The organism is Aeromonas sp. R1-1 (genome assembly GCF_040908495.1).
In the GTDB taxonomy this organism is placed as follows: Bacteria; Pseudomonadota; Gammaproteobacteria; order Enterobacterales; family Aeromonadaceae; genus Aeromonas; species Aeromonas veronii.
In genome coordinates this window covers 1-15,927 of the sequence record NZ_JBFODV010000169.1, presented here as the reverse complement: position 1 = coordinate 15,927, position 15,927 = coordinate 1, and the positions used below count along the sequence as shown (strand labels likewise).

Here is a 15,927-nt window from a genome sequence, read left to right as displayed (position 1 = left end):
GCAATGAGGTCAGACCTCTGCCTTTTAAACCAAGGAGCCAGGATGAAACAGCCATTGAAACTGACGACTCGCCAGGGCGAACGGATTGCCGTCGTGGCGGGGCTGCGTACCCCCTTTGCCAAGCAGGCTACCGCCTTTCATGGCGTGCCTGCAGTCGATCTCGGCAAACTGGTGGTGAGCGAGATGCTCGCCCGTACCGATCTCGATCCTAAGCTTATCGACCAGCTGGTGTTTGGTCAGGTGGTTCAGATGCCGGAAGCCCCCAACATTGCCCGCGAGATCGTGCTCGGTACCGGCATGAGCGTCAATACCGATGCCTATAGCGTCTCCCGCGCTTGCGCCACCAGTTTTCAGGCGGTGGCCAACGTCACCGAATCCATCATGGCCGGTACCGTAGACATCGCCATCGCCGGCGGTGCTGACTCCTCCTCCGTGCTGCCCATCGGGGTGAGCAAGAAGCTGGCTCACGCCCTGGTGGATCTCAACAAGGCGCGCAATCTGCAGCACCGCTTCAATATTCTGCGGACATTGAGGGTCAAGGATCTGCTGCCGGTGCCGCCTGCGGTGGCGGAATATTCGACCGGTCTCTCCATGGGACAGACCGCCGAGCAGATGGCCAAGAGCCACCAGATCAGCCGTGAGGCGCAAGATGCGCTGGCTCACCGCTCCCACACTCTGGCCGCGCAGGCTTGGGCCGATGGCAAGCTCAGTGGCGAGGTGTTTACCGCCCATGTGCCGCCCTACAAGTCGCCGCTCGAGCGGGACAACAATATCCGTGAAAGCTCGGATCTCGCGAGCTACGCCAAGCTCAAGCCGGTGTTTGACCGAGTCCATGGCACAGTCACTGCTGCCAATGCCACCCCGCTCACTGACGGCGCTGCCGCCGTGTTGCTGATGCGGGAAGGTCGGGCGAAAGAGCTGGGTCTCGAGCCGCTTGGCTATATCCGCAGCTTCGCCTTCTCGGCCATTGATGTCTGGCAAGACATGCTGATGGGTCCTTCCTACGCCACGCCGCTGGCGCTGGACAGAGCCGGTATCACGCTCAGCGATCTAACCCTGATCGACATGCATGAAGCCTTTGCCGCCCAGACCTTGGCCAACCTCAAGATGTTTGCCAGCCACGAGTTTGCCCGTGACAAGCTGGGCCGCGATCAGGCCATCGGCGAGGTGGACATGGAGAAGTTCAACGTCCTCGGTGGTTCGCTAGCCTATGGCCACCCCTTTGCCGCGACCGGTGCGCGGATGATCACCCAGACCCTGCACGAGCTGCGTCGTCGCGGCGGGGGACTGGGGCTCAACACCGCCTGCGCGGCGGGTGGATTGGGCGTGGCTATGGTGTTGGAGGTTGAATAATGAGCGCTAAGACTTTTTCCCTGGATGTTCGCAAAGATGGCATCGGCATCCTCACCATGGATGTGCCGGGCGAGAGCATGAATACCCTCAAGGCCGCCTTTGTGGAGGAGATCCGCACCGTGCTGGCCGAAGTGAAACGCAACAAGGATTTGATCGGTCTGGTGATCACCTCCGGCAAGAAGGACTCCTTCATCGCCGGTGCTGATATCACCATGCTGGCCGCCTGCACCAGTGCCAAGGATGCAGAAACCCTGTCACGAGAAGGGCAGGAGATCTTTGCCGAGATCGAGGGACTGACCATTCCGGTGATCGCCGCCATTCACGGCCCCTGCCTCGGAGGAGGGCTGGAGTTGGCGCTGGCCTGTCATGGTCGGGTGGTGACCGATCATGGCAAATCTGTGCTGGGATTGCCGGAAGTGCAGCTCGGTCTGCTGCCGGGCTCTGGCGGTACCCAGCGTCTGCCGCGCCTCATCGGGGTGGCCAAGGCGCTGGATCTGATGCTGACCGGCAAACAGGTGCGGGCCAAACAAGCCAAGAAATTGGGGCTGGTGGATGATGTGGTGCCGCCGTCAATCTTGCTGGATGCTGCCATCAAGCTGGCCAAGAAGGGCAAACCGCGCCATCAGTTGAAGCGGGATCTGCAGGGCAAGGTGCTGGAGACCAACAAGCTGGGTCGCAAGGTGCTGTTCGATCAGGCCAACAAGGGGGTGAAAGCCAAGACCCGTGGCAACTACCCGGCGCCGGAGCGGATCCTGGATGTTGTGCGCATCGGCGTGGAGGAGGGGATGAAGGCCGGTCTGGCTGCCGAATCCCGTCACTTTGGCGAGCTGGTGATGACTGCTGAGTCTGCCGCCCTGCGTTCCATCTTCTTTGCCACCACCGAAATGAAGAAAGAGGTCACCTATCAGGGGGCCAAGCCGCGCAAAGTGGGTCACGCAGCGGTGTTGGGTGGTGGTCTGATGGGGGGCGGCATTGCGTTCGTCACCGCCACCAAGGCGGGCGTGCCGGTGCGGATCAAGGATGTGGCAAGCGCCGGGATCGGCAATGCCATGCGCTACAGCTATGACATTCTGGCCAAAAAACTCAAGCGCCGTCACATCCTGCGCAGCGAGCTGGAAAAGCAGATGAGCCTGTTGACCGGCACCCTCGACTACTCCGGTTTTCACCGGGTGGACATGGTGGTGGAGGCGGTGTTTGAAGATCTCAATCTCAAACACCAGATGGTGAAGGACGTGGAGCGTGAGTGCGGTGAGCACACAGTGTTTGCCTCCAACACCTCATCCCTGCCCATCAACCAGATTGCGGCAGAGGCGGCGCACCCGGAGCGAGTCGTGGGGCTGCACTACTTCAGCCCGGTGGACAAGATGCCGCTGGCGGAGATCATCCCCCACGCTGGCACCAGTGCCGAGACGGTCGCCACCACTCTGGCCTTTGCCCGTGCTCAGGGTAAAACGCCTATCGTGGTGAAGGACGAAGCTGGTTTCTACGTCAACCGCATCCTGGCGCCCTACATGAATGAAGCGGCGCGACTGGTGCTGGAAGGGGAGCCGGTGGAGGTGCTGGATAGCGCGCTGCTGGACTTTGGCTTCCCGGTTGGCCCCATCACTTTGCTGGACGAGGTGGGGATCGATGTGGGCGCCAAGATCTCCCCCATTCTCGAGAAAGAGCTGGGCGGCGAGCAGTTCCAGGCACCCAAGGCGTTCGACAAGCTGTTGCAAGACGATCGCAAGGGGCGCAAGAACGGCAAGGGCTTCTACCTCTATGGCAAGGCGGCACCGCGCAACAAGCTGACCGGCAAAGAGGGCAAGAAGACGGTGGACGAGAGCGTCTATGGCGTGCTCGGCATCAAGCCGTCTGCCAAGCTGGCCCGTCAGGAGATCGCCGAGCGCTGCGTGCTGCTGATGCTCAACGAAGCGGCCATGGCGCTGGATAGCGGCGTGGTGGCGTCGGCCCGTGATGGCGATATCGGCGCCATCTTCGGCATCGGTTTCCCGCCTTTCCTTGGCGGCCCGTTCCGCTACATGGACACCTTAGGAATTGATCATCTGGTTGGCCGTCTGGAGTATTATCAGAAGCGCCATGGCGATCGGTTTGCCCCCTGTGCCCGCCTCAAGGCAATGGCCGCAGAGCAGCAGACCTTCTACTGATAACCGCTGCAGATTGACCGCAAGACCACGAGGCCCGCACCCCATGCGGGCCTCTTTCTATGTTGTGGTTTGTTCGGGTTGTGCTGCGATGATGCAAGCAGAGGCGAAAGCTGATTAAAAAACGGCCCACTGAAGTGGGCCATTTGCGAGGTGGTAAGCTTAGATACCCGGTTTGCGCTCCGGGCAGCGGCCGATAATATCGGGTGGCAGCTCGCCGTTATCCTGCTCCAGCACCACGTCGAATCCCCACAGTTGATGCAGGTGTTTGAGCACCTCATGGCGAGAGTCGCCAAGGGGGATGCGGTTGTGGGGCACATAGCGCAGGGTGAGGGATCGATCCCCCTTCACGGCCACGTTGTAGACCTGAATATTGGGTTCCAGATTGCTGAGGTTGTATTGGGCCGACAGGGTATTGCGCACCTGACGGTACCCCTCGTCATTGTGGATAGCGGAGACCTTCAGATAGTTCTTCAGATCGTCGTCATCAATGGCGAACAGCTTCATATCCCGCATCACTTTGGGACTGAGGAACTGGCTGATAAAGCTCTCGTCCTTGAAGTTCTGCATGGCAAAGTGGAGGGTTTCGACCCAGTTGCTGCCGGCATAGTCGGGGAACCAGTATCTGTCTTCCTCGGTCGGGTTCTCGCAGATACGGCGCAGGTCAGTAAACATGGCAAACCCCAGCGCATAGGGGTTGATCCCCGAGTAGTAGCGGCTGTTGTAGGCCGGTTGATAGACCACGTTGGTGTGGCTGTGCAGCACCTCCATCATGAAGCGATCGCTCAGCTTGCCCTCGTCATAGAGGTGGTTGAGGATGGTGTAGTGCCAGAAGGTGGCCCACCCCTCGTTCATCACCTGAGTCTGCTTTTGCGGATAGAAATATTGGCTGATTTTGCGCACGATACGCACCACTTCCCGCTGCCAGGGCTCCAGCAAGGGTGCATTCTTCTCGATAAAGTAGAGAATGTTCTCCTGGGGCTCTGCGGGGTAGCGCCTGTCCTCCACGCCAGCGGCTTTATGCTGCTTGGGCAGGGTTCGCCACAGCTCGTTGACCTGAGTCTGCAGATAATCTTCCCGCGCCTTCTGACGCCGCTTCTCCTCAGCCATCGAGATCTTCTGGGGACGCTTGTAGCGATCCACCCCGAAGTTCATCAGGGCATGGCAGGAGTCGAGCAGCTGTTCCACCGCCTCGATGCCATGCTTCTCTTCGCACTGGGTGATGTAGTTCTTGGCGAACAGCAGGTAGTCAATGATGGAGGAGGCATCGGTCCAGGCCTTGAACAGGTAGTTGTTCTTGAAGAAGGAGTTGTGACCGTAGCAGGCGTGGGCCATCACCAGCGCCTGCATCGGCATGGTGTTCTCCTCCATCAGATAGGCGATGCAGGGATCGGAGTTGATGACGATCTCGTAGGCCAGCCCCATCTGGCCGCGCTTGTAGTTGCGTTCGGTATGGATAAAGCGCTTGCCGAACGACCAGTGCTGGTAGCCGATGGGCATGCCAACGCTGGAGTAGGCATCCATCATCTGCTCGGCGGTGATCACCTCGATCTGGTTGGGGTAGGTATCCAGCTTGTAGAAACGGGCGACCCGGGCGATCTCCTGGTGATAGGTCTCCAGCAGATCGAAGTTCCAGTCTGGTCCGTCATCCAGTGGCGCTACACGTTTTTCAGTTTCGATCATGTGACCTCCTCACGCCGCTTGTTTTTTGAACAGCTCGCGGAACACCGGATAGATATCCTCGACCTTGCGAATGTGCTCCATCGCAAAGTGGGGGAACTGGCTGGCTACCGACTCATATTCGTGCCACAGGGTCTGGTGGGCACGGGTAGTGATCTCGATGTAGGAGTAGTAGCGCACCCTTGGCATGATGTCCCGCGCCAGGATCTCCCTGCACTGCGGTGAGTCATCAGCCCAGTTGTCACCATCCGATGCCTGCGCCGCATAGATGTTCCACTGGTTCGCCGGGTAACGCTCATTGATGATGTCATTCATCATCTTGAGGGCGCTGGAGACAATCGTGCCGCCTGTCTCCTGGGAGTAGAAGAACTCGTGCTCGTCCACCTCCTTGGCCTGGGTATGGTGGCGGATATAGACCACTTCTACGTTCTTGTAAGTCCGGCTCAGGAACAGATAGAGCAGGATATAGAAACGCTTGGCCATCTCCTTGGTGGCCTGATCCATGGAGCCCGAGACGTCCATCAGGCAGAACATCACCGCCTGGCTTGAGGGGACGGGCCGTTTGACGAAGTTGTTGAACTTGAGATCGAAGGTGTCGATAAACGGCACCGCATCGATCCGCCGTTTCAGCTCCCTGATCTCCTTCTCGAGCAGGGCGATTTCGGCAAAGTGCTCGTTGGGATCGGTGGCCAGCAGAGCCAGCCGCTCTTCCAGTTCGTGCAGTTGGCGTTTCTTGCCCGCTTGCAGCGCCATGCGCCGCGCCAGCGAATTTTGAAGGGAACGCACCACGTTGATGTTGGCGGGCACCCCGTTTGAGGTGTAGCCCGCCCGATAGGTTTTCACCTCCATCAGCTGATTGAGCTGGGTTTTCTGCAGCCTGGGCAGCTCCAGATCTTCAAACAGCAGATCGAGATACTCATCCTTGGAGATCTGGAACACGAAATCATCGGCCCCTTCACCCTGATTGGATGCTTGTCCCTCGCCGGAACCCTGTCCACCACCTCCTCCTTTGGGACGGTCAATCTTGTCGCCGGAGACGAACTGGTCATTGCCGGGATGCACCATCTCCCGTTTACCACCGTGCCCCTGATGAAAATGGGGCTCGCCGATATCCTTGGTCGGGATGCTGATGCTCTCGCCCTTGTCTACGTCCTGAATGCTGCGCTTGGAGACAGCATCCGAGACCGCTTGTTTTATCTGCTTCTTGTAGCGGCGGATGAAGCGCTGCCGATTGACAGCGCTTTTGTTTTTGCCGTTGAGCCTGCGGTCGATAAAATGCGCCATAACTCCCCCTTGAACAGTCAGGGTCAGGATGACTTGCGTACCCTGAGATACCATTCGGAGAGCAGTCGCACCTGTTTACGGGTGTAGCCTTTCTCCATCATCCGTTCGACAAAGTTATCGTGCTTCTTCTGCTCCTCGGCCGAGGTTTTGCTGTTGAAGGAGATAACCGGCAGCAGCTCTTCCGTGTTGGAGAACATCTTCTTCTCGATCACGGTGCGCAGCTTCTCGTAACTGGTCCAGTTGGGGTTACGGCCTGCATTGTTGGCCCGGGCACGCAGCACGAAGTTGACGATTTCGTTGCGGAAATCTTTCGGGTTGCTGATCCCGGCGGGTTTTTCAATCTTCTCCAGCTCGCTGTTGAGAGACGCTCTGTCAAACAGCTGGCCGGTTTCGGGGTCACGGTACTCCTGATCCTGGATCCAGAAGTCGGCGTAGGTGACGTAGCGATCGAAGATATTCTGACCGTACTCGGAGTAGGACTCGAGATAGGCAGTCTGGATCTCCTTGCCGATGAACTCCACATAGCGCGGGGTCAGATAGCCCTTGATGAACTCAAGGTAGCGATCGTGCAGCTCTTGCGGGAACTGCTCGCGCTCGATCTGTTGCTCCAGCACATAGAAGAGGTGCACCGGGTTGGCGGCTACTTCCGCGTGGTCGAAGTTGAAGACGCGGGAGAGGATCTTGAACGCAAAGCGGGTAGAGAGACCATTCATCCCTTCGTCCACACCGGCGTAGTCGCGATACTCCTGATAGCTCTTCGCTTTGGGATCGGTATCCTTCAGGCTTTCGCCATCATAGACCCGCATCTTGGAGTAGATGCTGGAGTTTTCCGGCTCTTTCAGCCGTGACAGTACCGAGAATTGGCCTAACAGTTCGAGGGTGCCCGGGGCGCATTTGGCCTCGGTCAATTCGCTGTTGATCAGCAGTTTCTCGTAGATCTTCACCTCTTCGGAGACGCGCAGGCAGTAAGGCACCTTGACGATGTAGACCCGGTCGAGGAAGGCCTCGTTGTTCTTGTTGTTGCGGAACTGCTGCCACTCGGATTCGTTGGAGTGAGCGAGCAAGATGCCGTCAAAGGGGAGGGCTGAGAGCCCTTCGGTACCGTTGTAGTTACCCTCCTGAGTTGCTGTCAGCAGCGGGTGCAGTACCTTGATAGGCGCCTTGAACATCTCCACAAACTCCATAACCCCCTGGTTCGCTTTACACAGCGCACCTGAGTAGGAGTAGGCATCGGCGTCATCCTGGGCGAAATGCTCCAGCATGCGGATGTCGACCTTGCCGACCAGTGAGGAGATGTCCTGGTTGTTGTCATCGCCCGGTTCCGTTTTGGCGATGGCAATCTGATCGAGGATGGAGGGGTTGACCTTCTCCACCTTGAACTTGGTGATGTCGCCGCCAAACTCGTGCAGGCGTTTGGCCACCCAGGGGGACATGATGGGACGCAGGTAACGGCGCGGGATGCCGTACTCTTTCTCTAGGATCTCCCCATCCTCTTCGATATCGAACAGGCAGAAGGGGTGATCATTGACTGGTGAGCCCTTGATGCGATAGATGGGCACCTTCTGCATCAGGGATTTGAGTTTCTCTGCCAGCGAGGATTTACCGCCGCCAACGGGGCCCAGCAGATAGAGGATCTGTTTCTTCTCCTCCAGCCCCTGGGCGGAGTGTTTGAGGTAGGAGACGATCTGTTCGATGGCCTCTTCCATCCCGTAGAAATCCTTGAAGGCGGGATAGCGTGCCACGACGCGGTTGGAGAAGAGTCGGCTCAGTCTGGGGTTGGCTGAGGTGTCTACCATCTCCGGCTCACCAATGGCGGTCAGCAGACGTTCGGCTGCGGAGGCGTAGCAGGCTTTGTCCTGCTTACACATATCTAGGAACTCCTGGATGGTATATTCCTCTTCTCTCGCTTTTTCATATCGCTGTTGGTAATGCTCGAATATGCCCATAACTTTGCCCTCGTTATAGTCGCTTACCCTGAAAAAAGTGGATGACTGCTTTTGTGTTGTGCGCTTTTAAAGCCTAGTCAACAGACTCCAGTAATCCATCACGGTTGATAGGTTAAATTCTGAAGAAACCTGCCCGATCCTTGTGCGGGGAGGGTCAGTCAACAACACCGCTATGTTACTGACTGTTAAATTATTTTTGCCACGATAGTGAGGTAAATGTCAAAGACATAAAAAATAAATGTTTATGGGAAAGAGGGGACTTATTGCGAAAAGATTAAGGGGTTTGACGAAAGGCAATGGGGCTGCGGGTTGGCGGGGTTATGGATGAGAATGTCATTACGTGAACGTCAACGTAAATTACATTATTTGGAGTTTTGGCTCTAATTTTTACATTGACGCTACATTTTGAGTGCCCTAGATTGGCGATGTGTGAGCAGCAAGATGCTTTAGCAAGAGAGTTGACTGTTGCCTCACCAAGCTCTGTTTAAGCACGTTTCCGTTGGCTTGACCCTCGCAACCGCGAGGGTCTTCTTTTTCTGCGTCTGTAAACGCTTGTTTCTGCTGGTGGCTATTGAAGCCACCAGCACTCATCTATCAAGGGTAGGCTTGTTGCACTGCCGCCAGGACGCGGGCAAACGGGTGGGCGGCCAATTGGCCTGCGCCCGCCAGCGATTTGGCCTTGACCCGGCTGGTCAACGGTGTGGCGATACCGCACAAGAAGCGGGCCAGAACACGCGCATCCACGGAACCTGTCTTGGCAATCAGCGGATCGCACCAGGCGCGGATCCCCGCCTCGTTTGGCATGGTCAGTGAGGGCAGGGGTGGGAGATGCGCCACCTCGCCGCGACAAACCGAACAGTGGCCACAATGAACCGGCGCCACCTCATCGGCAAAATAGCGGGCGAGGCGGTGGCTCAGGCACTCACTTGAGGTGAAAAAGTCGAGCATGGCTTGCAGTCTGGCCAGCTCGCTCTGCTCTTTTTGCAGGAACAGGGCATGCAGGGCATTTGCTTCCTGCTCGTTGTCCCACCCCTGACGGGTGATCCGGTAGACCTCGGTCATCTGTTTGCTTTCAAGCTCGATCCAGCCTTGCTGCTGCAGGTAGTCGAGCGCCGCAACCGCCCGCTGTCGCTCTCCCTGATAGCCCTGCCAGAGGGCGTCAAAGTCCATGGTGCACCAGCTGCGCGCTTGCGGGGCGCAGGCGAACAGTTGCTCCAGAAACTGGCGGCGATCCGGATTGAAGCGGCTCACTATCTCGCCTTTATCCAGCACAAATTTGAAGCGGTAGTCGGCGTAATAGCTATAGGCCGGAGTGATGATGCCTGCCATCTCCAGATAGACCAGCAGGGTTTTAAGGGGCAACTGGCGGATATTGGTGTCGTTGGAGAGGCGCAGCAGGGTGAATTCCCACTCGCTCCCGCTCTGCTTGATGATGGCAAGCAGCTGGAGGATGGCACTCAAATCCGGCGTATCGCCGTAGACGAAGTTCTCCAGCACCGGTAGCTGGCTCTGGTTGGCCAGCACGATACAGCGCGATGGCTGGCCATCCCGTCCGGCGCGGCCAATCTCCTGGCTGTAGTTTTCAATGGACTTGGGCAGATCGTAGTGAATGACCCGCCGGATATCCGCTTTGTCGATCCCCATGCCAAAGGCGATGGTGGCGACGATGCAGTCCACCTTGCCCGCCATGAAATCGTGCTGGATCTGACTGCGCAGCGCCGAGTCGAGTCCGGCATGATAGGCGCGGGCGTTGATCCCTTCTCTCATGAGTTGCTCGGCACAGGCTTCTGCGGTGTGTTGCAAGGTGACGTAGACGATGGTGGGGGCCGCCGGATCGTTGGCCAGCTCCTGTGCGAGCCAGCTATCCCGCGCGTCGGGCGACAGGGGAATGACTGCCAGATCAAGATTGGGGCGATAGAAACCGGTGACCACGACCCCCTCCGGCGCGATGCCGAATTTGGTCTGCATATCCTGAATCACCGCCGGTGTGGCGGTGGCCGTCAGCAGCAACACCTGCGGGATCTTCAGGTCATGGCGATAGCTCGGCAGCTTGAGGTAGTCGGGGCGAAAGTTGTGGCCCCACTCCGAGATACAGTGCGCCTCATCGACGACCAGCAGCGAGAGCGGCACTTGCTGGATAAAGCGGCGAAAGCGCTCGTTCTTGAGTCGCTCCACCGAGATCATCAGGATCTTGAGCTGGCCATCCAGCGCCTGCTGCATCACTTGTCGGCTCTCCTCCGGGCTCTGGCTCGAGTCGAGGGTCGCGGCGCTTATTCCCTTGCTTTTAAGGAAGGCGAGTTGATCGTGCATCAGCGCCAGCAGCGGCGATATAACCAGGGTCAGGTGAGGCAGGGCGAGGGCAGGCAGTTGATAACAGAGTGACTTGCCGGAGCCGGTGGGAAAGATGGCGGCGGCACTCTGACCTGCCAGCACCCGGCTGATCACCGCCTCCTGACCTGGCCTGAGTGCGGAGAAACCAAAATATTGGTTGAGCAGGGATGTGATCATGGCAAGGCTCCACGGCAAATGGGGGATGATAGCACAGCGATTCCGGTCATGGATGACACAGGAATGGTCGTGAGGGTAAGGGCAGAGAGTGTCGATAAAACGTACAAAAATGGGTGGTTGCGCTGTGGTTAAGGTTTTGTTGCGGTTTTTTGTGATGGAAACGGGATATTTTTTGGTGAGTCTCTGGAAAAAAAAGATGGCGAATGGGATATTCCGACATGCAATCCGGTGACTGGCGGATCGGCCCGACAGAAGGCTGGCCACAGACACCACATCCGGGCGACAGGGGTCTCCCGATGAGTGGTTGCAGACAGGACTCATGATTCATGCACTACGGTGCTTAGGGACTTTTTTGATGACACAACAACACCCCCTCCTTCGGCTGGTCAATAGCACCAGTCTGGTCAGCCAGATCCTGGTTGGTCTGGTATTCGGTATCTTGCTGGCGATGTTTGCCCCCGAGTGGGCGAAAACGGCTGGTCTGCTCGGCAGTCTGTTCGTTGGCGCACTGAAAGCGGTAGCCCCGCTGCTGGTATTCGTACTGGTGATGGCGGCCATCATTGGTCACAAGCAGGGTCAGAAGACCAATATGCGACCGATCCTGCTGCTCTATCTGTTTGGTACCTTCTCTGCGGCCGTGGTCGCGGTGATTGCCAGCTTCCTGTTTCCCTCCAACCTCCATCTGGTGGCCAATACTGCCGAGATCACCCCACCAGGCGGGATCACCGAGGTGCTGCAGACCCTGCTGTTCAACGTGGTGACCAACCCGGTCAAGGCGCTGATGGATGCCAACTATATCGGGATCCTGGCGTGGGCCATCGGTCTGGGTATCGCCATGCGCCATGCCAACGAGAGCACCAAGGCGCTGATCACTGACCTGTCTCACGGTGTCTCCGCCATCGTGAAAGCGGTGATCCGCTGTGCCCCGCTCGGGATCCTGGGTCTGGTTGCCTCCACGCTGGCAGAGACCGGCTTTGACGCCCTGTTTGGCTATGCCCAACTGCTGGTGGTGCTGATCGGCTGCATGCTGTTTATCGCCTTCGTGGTCAACCCGTTGATCGTCTTCTGGAAGATCAAGCGCAACCCTTATCCGCTGGTGCTTACCTGCCTCAAAGAGAGCGGCGTGACAGCCTTCTTTACTCGCAGCTCTGCCGCCAACATCCCGGTCAACATGGCGCTGTGTGAAAAACTGCGCCTGCCCAAAGATACCTACGCGGTCTCCATCCCGCTGGGTGCCACCATCAATATGGCCGGTGCGGCCATCACCATCACTGTGCTCGCCATGGCGGCGGTACATACCCTGGGGATGGAAGTGGACATGGCAACGGCCGTGCTGCTTTCCGTGGTTGCCACCGTCAGTGCCTGTGGCGCGTCCGGTGTCGCCGGTGGCTCCTTGCTGCTGATCCCGCTGGCGTGCAGCCTGTTTGGTATCAGCAACGACATCGCCATGCAGGTGGTGGCTGTCGGCTTTATCATCGGCGTACTTCAGGATTCTGCCGAGACAGCCCTTAACAGCTCCACCGACGTGCTGTTCACTGCCGCAGCTTGCATGGCCGAAGATGAAACCTTGCTGGATGTGGCTCCGATACCGAGCCGCGAAGCCTGATCTCGTAACGCTCAGTTTCGCAACACACTTGCGCCCTCTTCGGAGGGCGCTTTTTATTGTTGGCTTTGCTCTCTTTTCCTCCTTGATCAATCTCATTGGCTGATGTGCCGGACATTCTGTCGCCCTTGTCCAGGGCGCTGCCTTATCTTTATCCCTTTGAGTCGTGCTTCCTCCTTCTGTTGTGCGTTACACATCTTTGTCTGTTCTGCTAACAGCCGGTTGCTATGGCTTACCCCAGATCTTCAAGACAATCACAGCATCACAGAAGAATGGAGGTGGCTGGCTGCGGCAGATGAACCCAACTCGTCCTATCAGACACGCCATCATGGTTTGGTGAGGGGGAGTAAACGTGTTGGCGATATTGAGCTGCGGGTATGAGGGGTTAGTCATGTTGATGCCCGATGTGCTCAGTCATGGTGCTTGTGAGCATGCAGATATCCAACAAGGTGAGGAGAGTAATAAGGAGAGAGCAGGGGAATCGCGGAGGCACAGATTGCAGAGATAAAAAAGCCAGCCGAGTGTTCGGCTGGCTTTTTGCTATCAGTGGCAGGTGGGGGATTAACCGACCAGCTGATAGAGGATGGCGGAGATGGCGATCATCCCCATCACAGCGACAAATACGTTGCTGATATGGCCCTGATATTTCGCCATGGCCGGTACGCGCTTGATGGCGTACATCGGCATGATGAACAGGATGGTAGCGATGATCGGGCCGCCCAAGGATTCAATCATGCCCAGGATGGAAGGGTTGGCAATGGCAGTGCCCCACAGGGTCAGGATGAAGAAGGCGATGATGAACATCTCGACTTTCTTGGCGTTCGGCTCTTTGCCTGACTTGCGCATGTTCTGCACGATCATCCCTTTCAGACCTTCACGGGCACCCAGATAGTGGCCGAAGAAGGAGGATACGATGGCTACGAACGCAACCAACGGACCGAAGTAAGAGATGATGGGGCTGGCATGCTGGTTGGCCAGATAGGAGAGCACGGCGATGTTCTGGGCCTTGGCTTCCGCCAGCTGGGCCGGTGTCAGGCTCATGACGCAAGAGAAGACGAAGAACATCACGAAGCCCAGCAGCACCATGGCGGTACGCTTGAGGATGGCATCGGCTTTCTCGACAGCTTGATCACCGTGGTCGCGGCGCTGGGCCAGAGAGAAGCTGGAGATGGCCGGGCTGTGGTTGAAGGAGAAGACCAGTACCGGGATGGTCAGCCACAGGGTAGTGGCGAAATCCTTGGCAGAGGGCACCTGCTCCAGCGCGGCACCGGTCCAGTCCGGGATCAGGTACAAAGAGATACCGGCCAGAATGGCGATCAACGGATAAACCAGCAGCTCGGTCACTTTCAGCATCAGCTTTTCACCGGCCAGCATCACCGACATCATGCCCATGATCAGCACGATGGAGAGGATCCAGCGCGGCGGGGCACTCATCTGCAGCTGGTTGACCATAAAGCTTTCCACGGTGTTGGTGATGCCCACGCCGTAGATCAGCACGATGGGGTAGATGGCGAAGAAGTAGAGCAGGGTGATTAATTTACCGGCACCCACGCCAAAGTGTTCTTCCACCACTTCGGTGATGTCTGCGTTTGGCTTTTTGGAGGAGAGCACGAAGCGGGCCAGACCACGGTGTGCCAGATAGGTCATGGGACCTACCAGCAGCGCCATGACGACCAGCGGCCAGAAACCGCCCATACCCGCGTTGATCGGCAGGAACAGGATCCCCGCGCCAACTGCGGTACCGAACAGACTGATGACCCAGGTAGAGTCGCGTTTTTCCCAACGAGTGGTTTGAGTAGAGCGGATCCCTTGCTCTGTTGACGCCGCAACTCCCTGCGTGCCAGTGACTGTGTTTGACATCTATCTCACCCCGAATGTGTGGTTCTTATTAAGTCGGCGCAAGGATACGGTTTTTCTAATCAAAAATGTTGATCAAATTCATCTTTACGGCACGAAAAACCGCACTTTCTTATGGAAATGTGATCAAAACAAGAAAAATTCAATTATTGTTTATCAATTGGCACGTTATTTTAGTGTTAATGATTAAATCTCGCCCAGCCAAATGTAGGTAAATTGTTATTTTGCGAGATGCTGGGCTAGCTGGTTGATCATGCTGGCGGTGGCCCCCCAGATAAAGTGCTGTTGCCAGGGGATCCAGTAGATGGTGTGCGCTTTCCCCCCTCTGGAAAGGGTCAGGGGGATGTGGTTGCGCCGATCCAGCAGATGGGTCAGCGGCACTTCGAAGGCGTGATCCACTTCATCCGGACTCAGAATGAGGGGATAGTTGCCATCGAGCAGCCCCAGCACAGGCAGCACCTCGAATCGTGACACCGTATTGAGCGGGTTGAGGGTGCCGATCACTTCAATCAGCCGGGCCGGAATGCCGAGCTCCTCTTCGGTCTCTCGCAGCGCCGTGGCAATGAGGTTTTCGTCGCCGGGATCCTGTCGCCCGCCGGGAAAGCTGATCTGCCCCCCATGATGACGCAGCCGTGGGCTGCGCCGGGTCAATAACACGCTGAGCCCCTCGTCGCGCATCACCACCGGGATCAACACCGCCGCCGGACTGAGCCCGCCGATGGCGAGGCGATGGGCCGGGGCGGGTCGCTGCAACTGGAAGCGGGTCAGCAGTTCGTGGCGATCCATGGCGGGGAGCTCTCCTGTGCGTTGGCCAGACAGTGGGGAGGGTTACAGCGCCGACAGCGGCGGCAGGATGCGGGCGACCTTGTCATAGGTCTCCTGATATTCGCTGTCGGCGTCGGAGTCAGCGATGATACCCCCACCGGCCCAGCAGTGCAGACGACCCGCTTCGGCGATCAAAGTGCGAATGCAGATGCTGGTATCCATCCGACCATGCTGGCTGAGATAGCCGATGCTGCCGCAATAGGCATTGCGGCGCTGGGGCTCCAGCTCTTCGATGATCTCCATGGCGCGGATCTTGGGGGCGCCTGTGATGGAGCCACCCGGAAAACAGGCCCGCAGCAGATCGACTCCTTGCCAGCGTGCATCCAGCTCACCGTGGATGGTGGAGACCAGATGATGTACCGCCGGAAACGACTCCACAGCAAAGAGATGAGGCACGCTGACCGAGCCAGGCCGGCTGACCCGACCGATATCGTTGCGCAGCAGATCAACGATCATCAGATTCTCTGATCTGTCCTTGTCCGCCTGCGCCAGCTCCTGCGCGACTTGCCGATCGATGGCCGGATCGGGGTGGCGAGGGCGAGTGCCCTTGATGGGTTTGGTTTCGATATGACGGCCATCAAGCAGCAGGAAGCGCTCGGGGGAGAGGCTCAGCAGCGCGCTCTCCGGCAGACGGATAAAGGCTGAGAAGGGGGCCTTGTTGGCGGTGGCCAGCAGGCAGTAGGCCTGCCACTCATCACCCTGATAGGGGGCGCTGAAACGCTGGGTC

10 protein-coding genes are annotated in these 15,927 nt (G+C 57.8%); 3 read left to right on the top strand and 7 right to left on the bottom strand.

Annotated features, from left to right (window positions below; translation table 11 throughout):
* Positions 1-42 precede the first annotated feature (42 nt).
* On the top strand, positions 43-1,353 hold the full coding sequence (gene fadI / locus AB5Y92_RS09675; RefSeq protein WP_368226647.1) for an acetyl-CoA C-acyltransferase FadI: 1,311 nt from the start codon (positions 43-45) through the stop codon (positions 1,351-1,353).
* Positions 1,353-3,500 carry a fatty acid oxidation complex subunit alpha FadJ gene (gene fadJ / locus AB5Y92_RS09670; RefSeq protein ID WP_368226645.1) on the top strand — a complete coding sequence of 716 codons (2,148 nt, stop codon included), beginning with the start codon at positions 1,353-1,355 and terminating at the stop codon, positions 3,498-3,500. The genes fadI and fadJ overlap by 1 nt, the downstream gene beginning before the upstream one ends.
* 159 nt (positions 3,501-3,659) lie before the next feature.
* On the opposite strand, the gene AB5Y92_RS09665 is transcribed toward fadJ, so the two are convergent.
* From AB5Y92_RS09665 to AB5Y92_RS09650, 4 genes are all read right to left on the bottom strand, one after another.
* Positions 3,660-5,180 (bottom strand): SpoVR family protein, encoded by a 1,521-nt coding sequence (locus AB5Y92_RS09665; protein WP_019445117.1) that lies wholly within the window; start codon positions 5,178-5,180, stop codon positions 3,660-3,662.
* A 9-nt stretch (positions 5,181-5,189) separates the two neighbouring features.
* Complete coding sequence (locus AB5Y92_RS09660) at positions 5,190-6,461, bottom strand: YeaH/YhbH family protein (RefSeq protein WP_021230168.1); 1,272 nt, start codon at positions 6,459-6,461, stop codon at positions 5,190-5,192.
* Positions 6,462-6,484: 23 nt separating this feature from the next.
* The gene (locus AB5Y92_RS09655; protein WP_005333223.1) at positions 6,485-8,407 is read right to left on the bottom strand and encodes a PrkA family serine protein kinase; all 1,923 of its coding nucleotides are present in this window, start codon (positions 8,405-8,407) and stop codon (positions 6,485-6,487) included.
* A 594-nt stretch (positions 8,408-9,001) separates the two neighbouring features.
* A complete protein-coding gene (locus tag AB5Y92_RS09650; RefSeq protein WP_368226643.1) occupies positions 9,002-10,915 on the bottom strand; it encodes an ATP-dependent DNA helicase RecQ in 1,914 nt (637 codons plus the stop codon).
* A gap of 355 nt (positions 10,916-11,270) precedes the next feature.
* On the opposite strand from AB5Y92_RS09650, the gene sstT reads away from it, so the two are divergent.
* On the top strand, positions 11,271-12,521 hold the full coding sequence (sstT, locus tag AB5Y92_RS09645; protein WP_158110031.1) for a serine/threonine transporter SstT: 1,251 nt from the start codon (positions 11,271-11,273) through the stop codon (positions 12,519-12,521).
* A gap of 558 nt (positions 12,522-13,079) precedes the next feature.
* Here sstT and AB5Y92_RS09640 read toward each other — a convergent pair.
* From AB5Y92_RS09640 to pabB, 3 genes are all read right to left on the bottom strand, one after another.
* Entirely contained in the window at positions 13,080-14,378 is a 1,299-nt protein-coding gene (locus AB5Y92_RS09640) for a serine/threonine transporter (RefSeq protein ID WP_005351750.1), read from the bottom strand.
* Between the two features lie 216 nt (positions 14,379-14,594).
* Positions 14,595-15,161: a CoA pyrophosphatase gene (locus tag AB5Y92_RS09635; protein ID WP_005351753.1), complete on the bottom strand. Its 567-nt coding sequence runs from the start codon at positions 15,159-15,161 to the stop codon at positions 14,595-14,597.
* Positions 15,162-15,203: 42 nt separating this feature from the next.
* Positions 15,204-15,927, bottom strand: a 724-nt coding sequence (gene pabB, locus AB5Y92_RS09630) for an aminodeoxychorismate synthase component I (RefSeq protein WP_368226641.1), incomplete at its 5' end; no start/stop codon positions are given.

What these genes read in the sequence shown, in the direction of transcription:
- sstT (WP_158110031.1), top strand. Translation starts at nt 11,271, where the DNA reads ATGACACAACAACACCCCCTCCTTCGGCTGGTCAATAGCACCAGTCTG.
- AB5Y92_RS09655 (WP_005333223.1), bottom strand. Translation starts at nt 8,407, where the DNA reads ATGGGCATATTCGAGCATTACCAACAGCGATATGAAAAAGCGAGAGAA.
- fadJ (WP_368226645.1), top strand. Translation starts at nt 1,353, where the DNA reads ATGAGCGCTAAGACTTTTTCCCTGGATGTTCGCAAAGATGGCATCGGC.
- AB5Y92_RS09650 (WP_368226643.1), bottom strand. Translation starts at nt 10,915, where the DNA reads ATGATCACATCCCTGCTCAACCAATATTTTGGTTTCTCCGCACTCAGG.
- AB5Y92_RS09635 (WP_005351753.1), bottom strand. Translation starts at nt 15,161, where the DNA reads ATGGATCGCCACGAACTGCTGACCCGCTTCCAGTTGCAGCGACCCGCC.
- AB5Y92_RS09640 (WP_005351750.1), bottom strand. Translation starts at nt 14,378, where the DNA reads ATGTCAAACACAGTCACTGGCACGCAGGGAGTTGCGGCGTCAACAGAG.
- AB5Y92_RS09660 (WP_021230168.1), bottom strand. Translation starts at nt 6,461, where the DNA reads ATGGCGCATTTTATCGACCGCAGGCTCAACGGCAAAAACAAAAGCGCT.
- fadI (WP_368226647.1), top strand. Translation starts at nt 43, where the DNA reads ATGAAACAGCCATTGAAACTGACGACTCGCCAGGGCGAACGGATTGCC.
- AB5Y92_RS09665 (WP_019445117.1), bottom strand. Translation starts at nt 5,180, where the DNA reads ATGATCGAAACTGAAAAACGTGTAGCGCCACTGGATGACGGACCAGAC.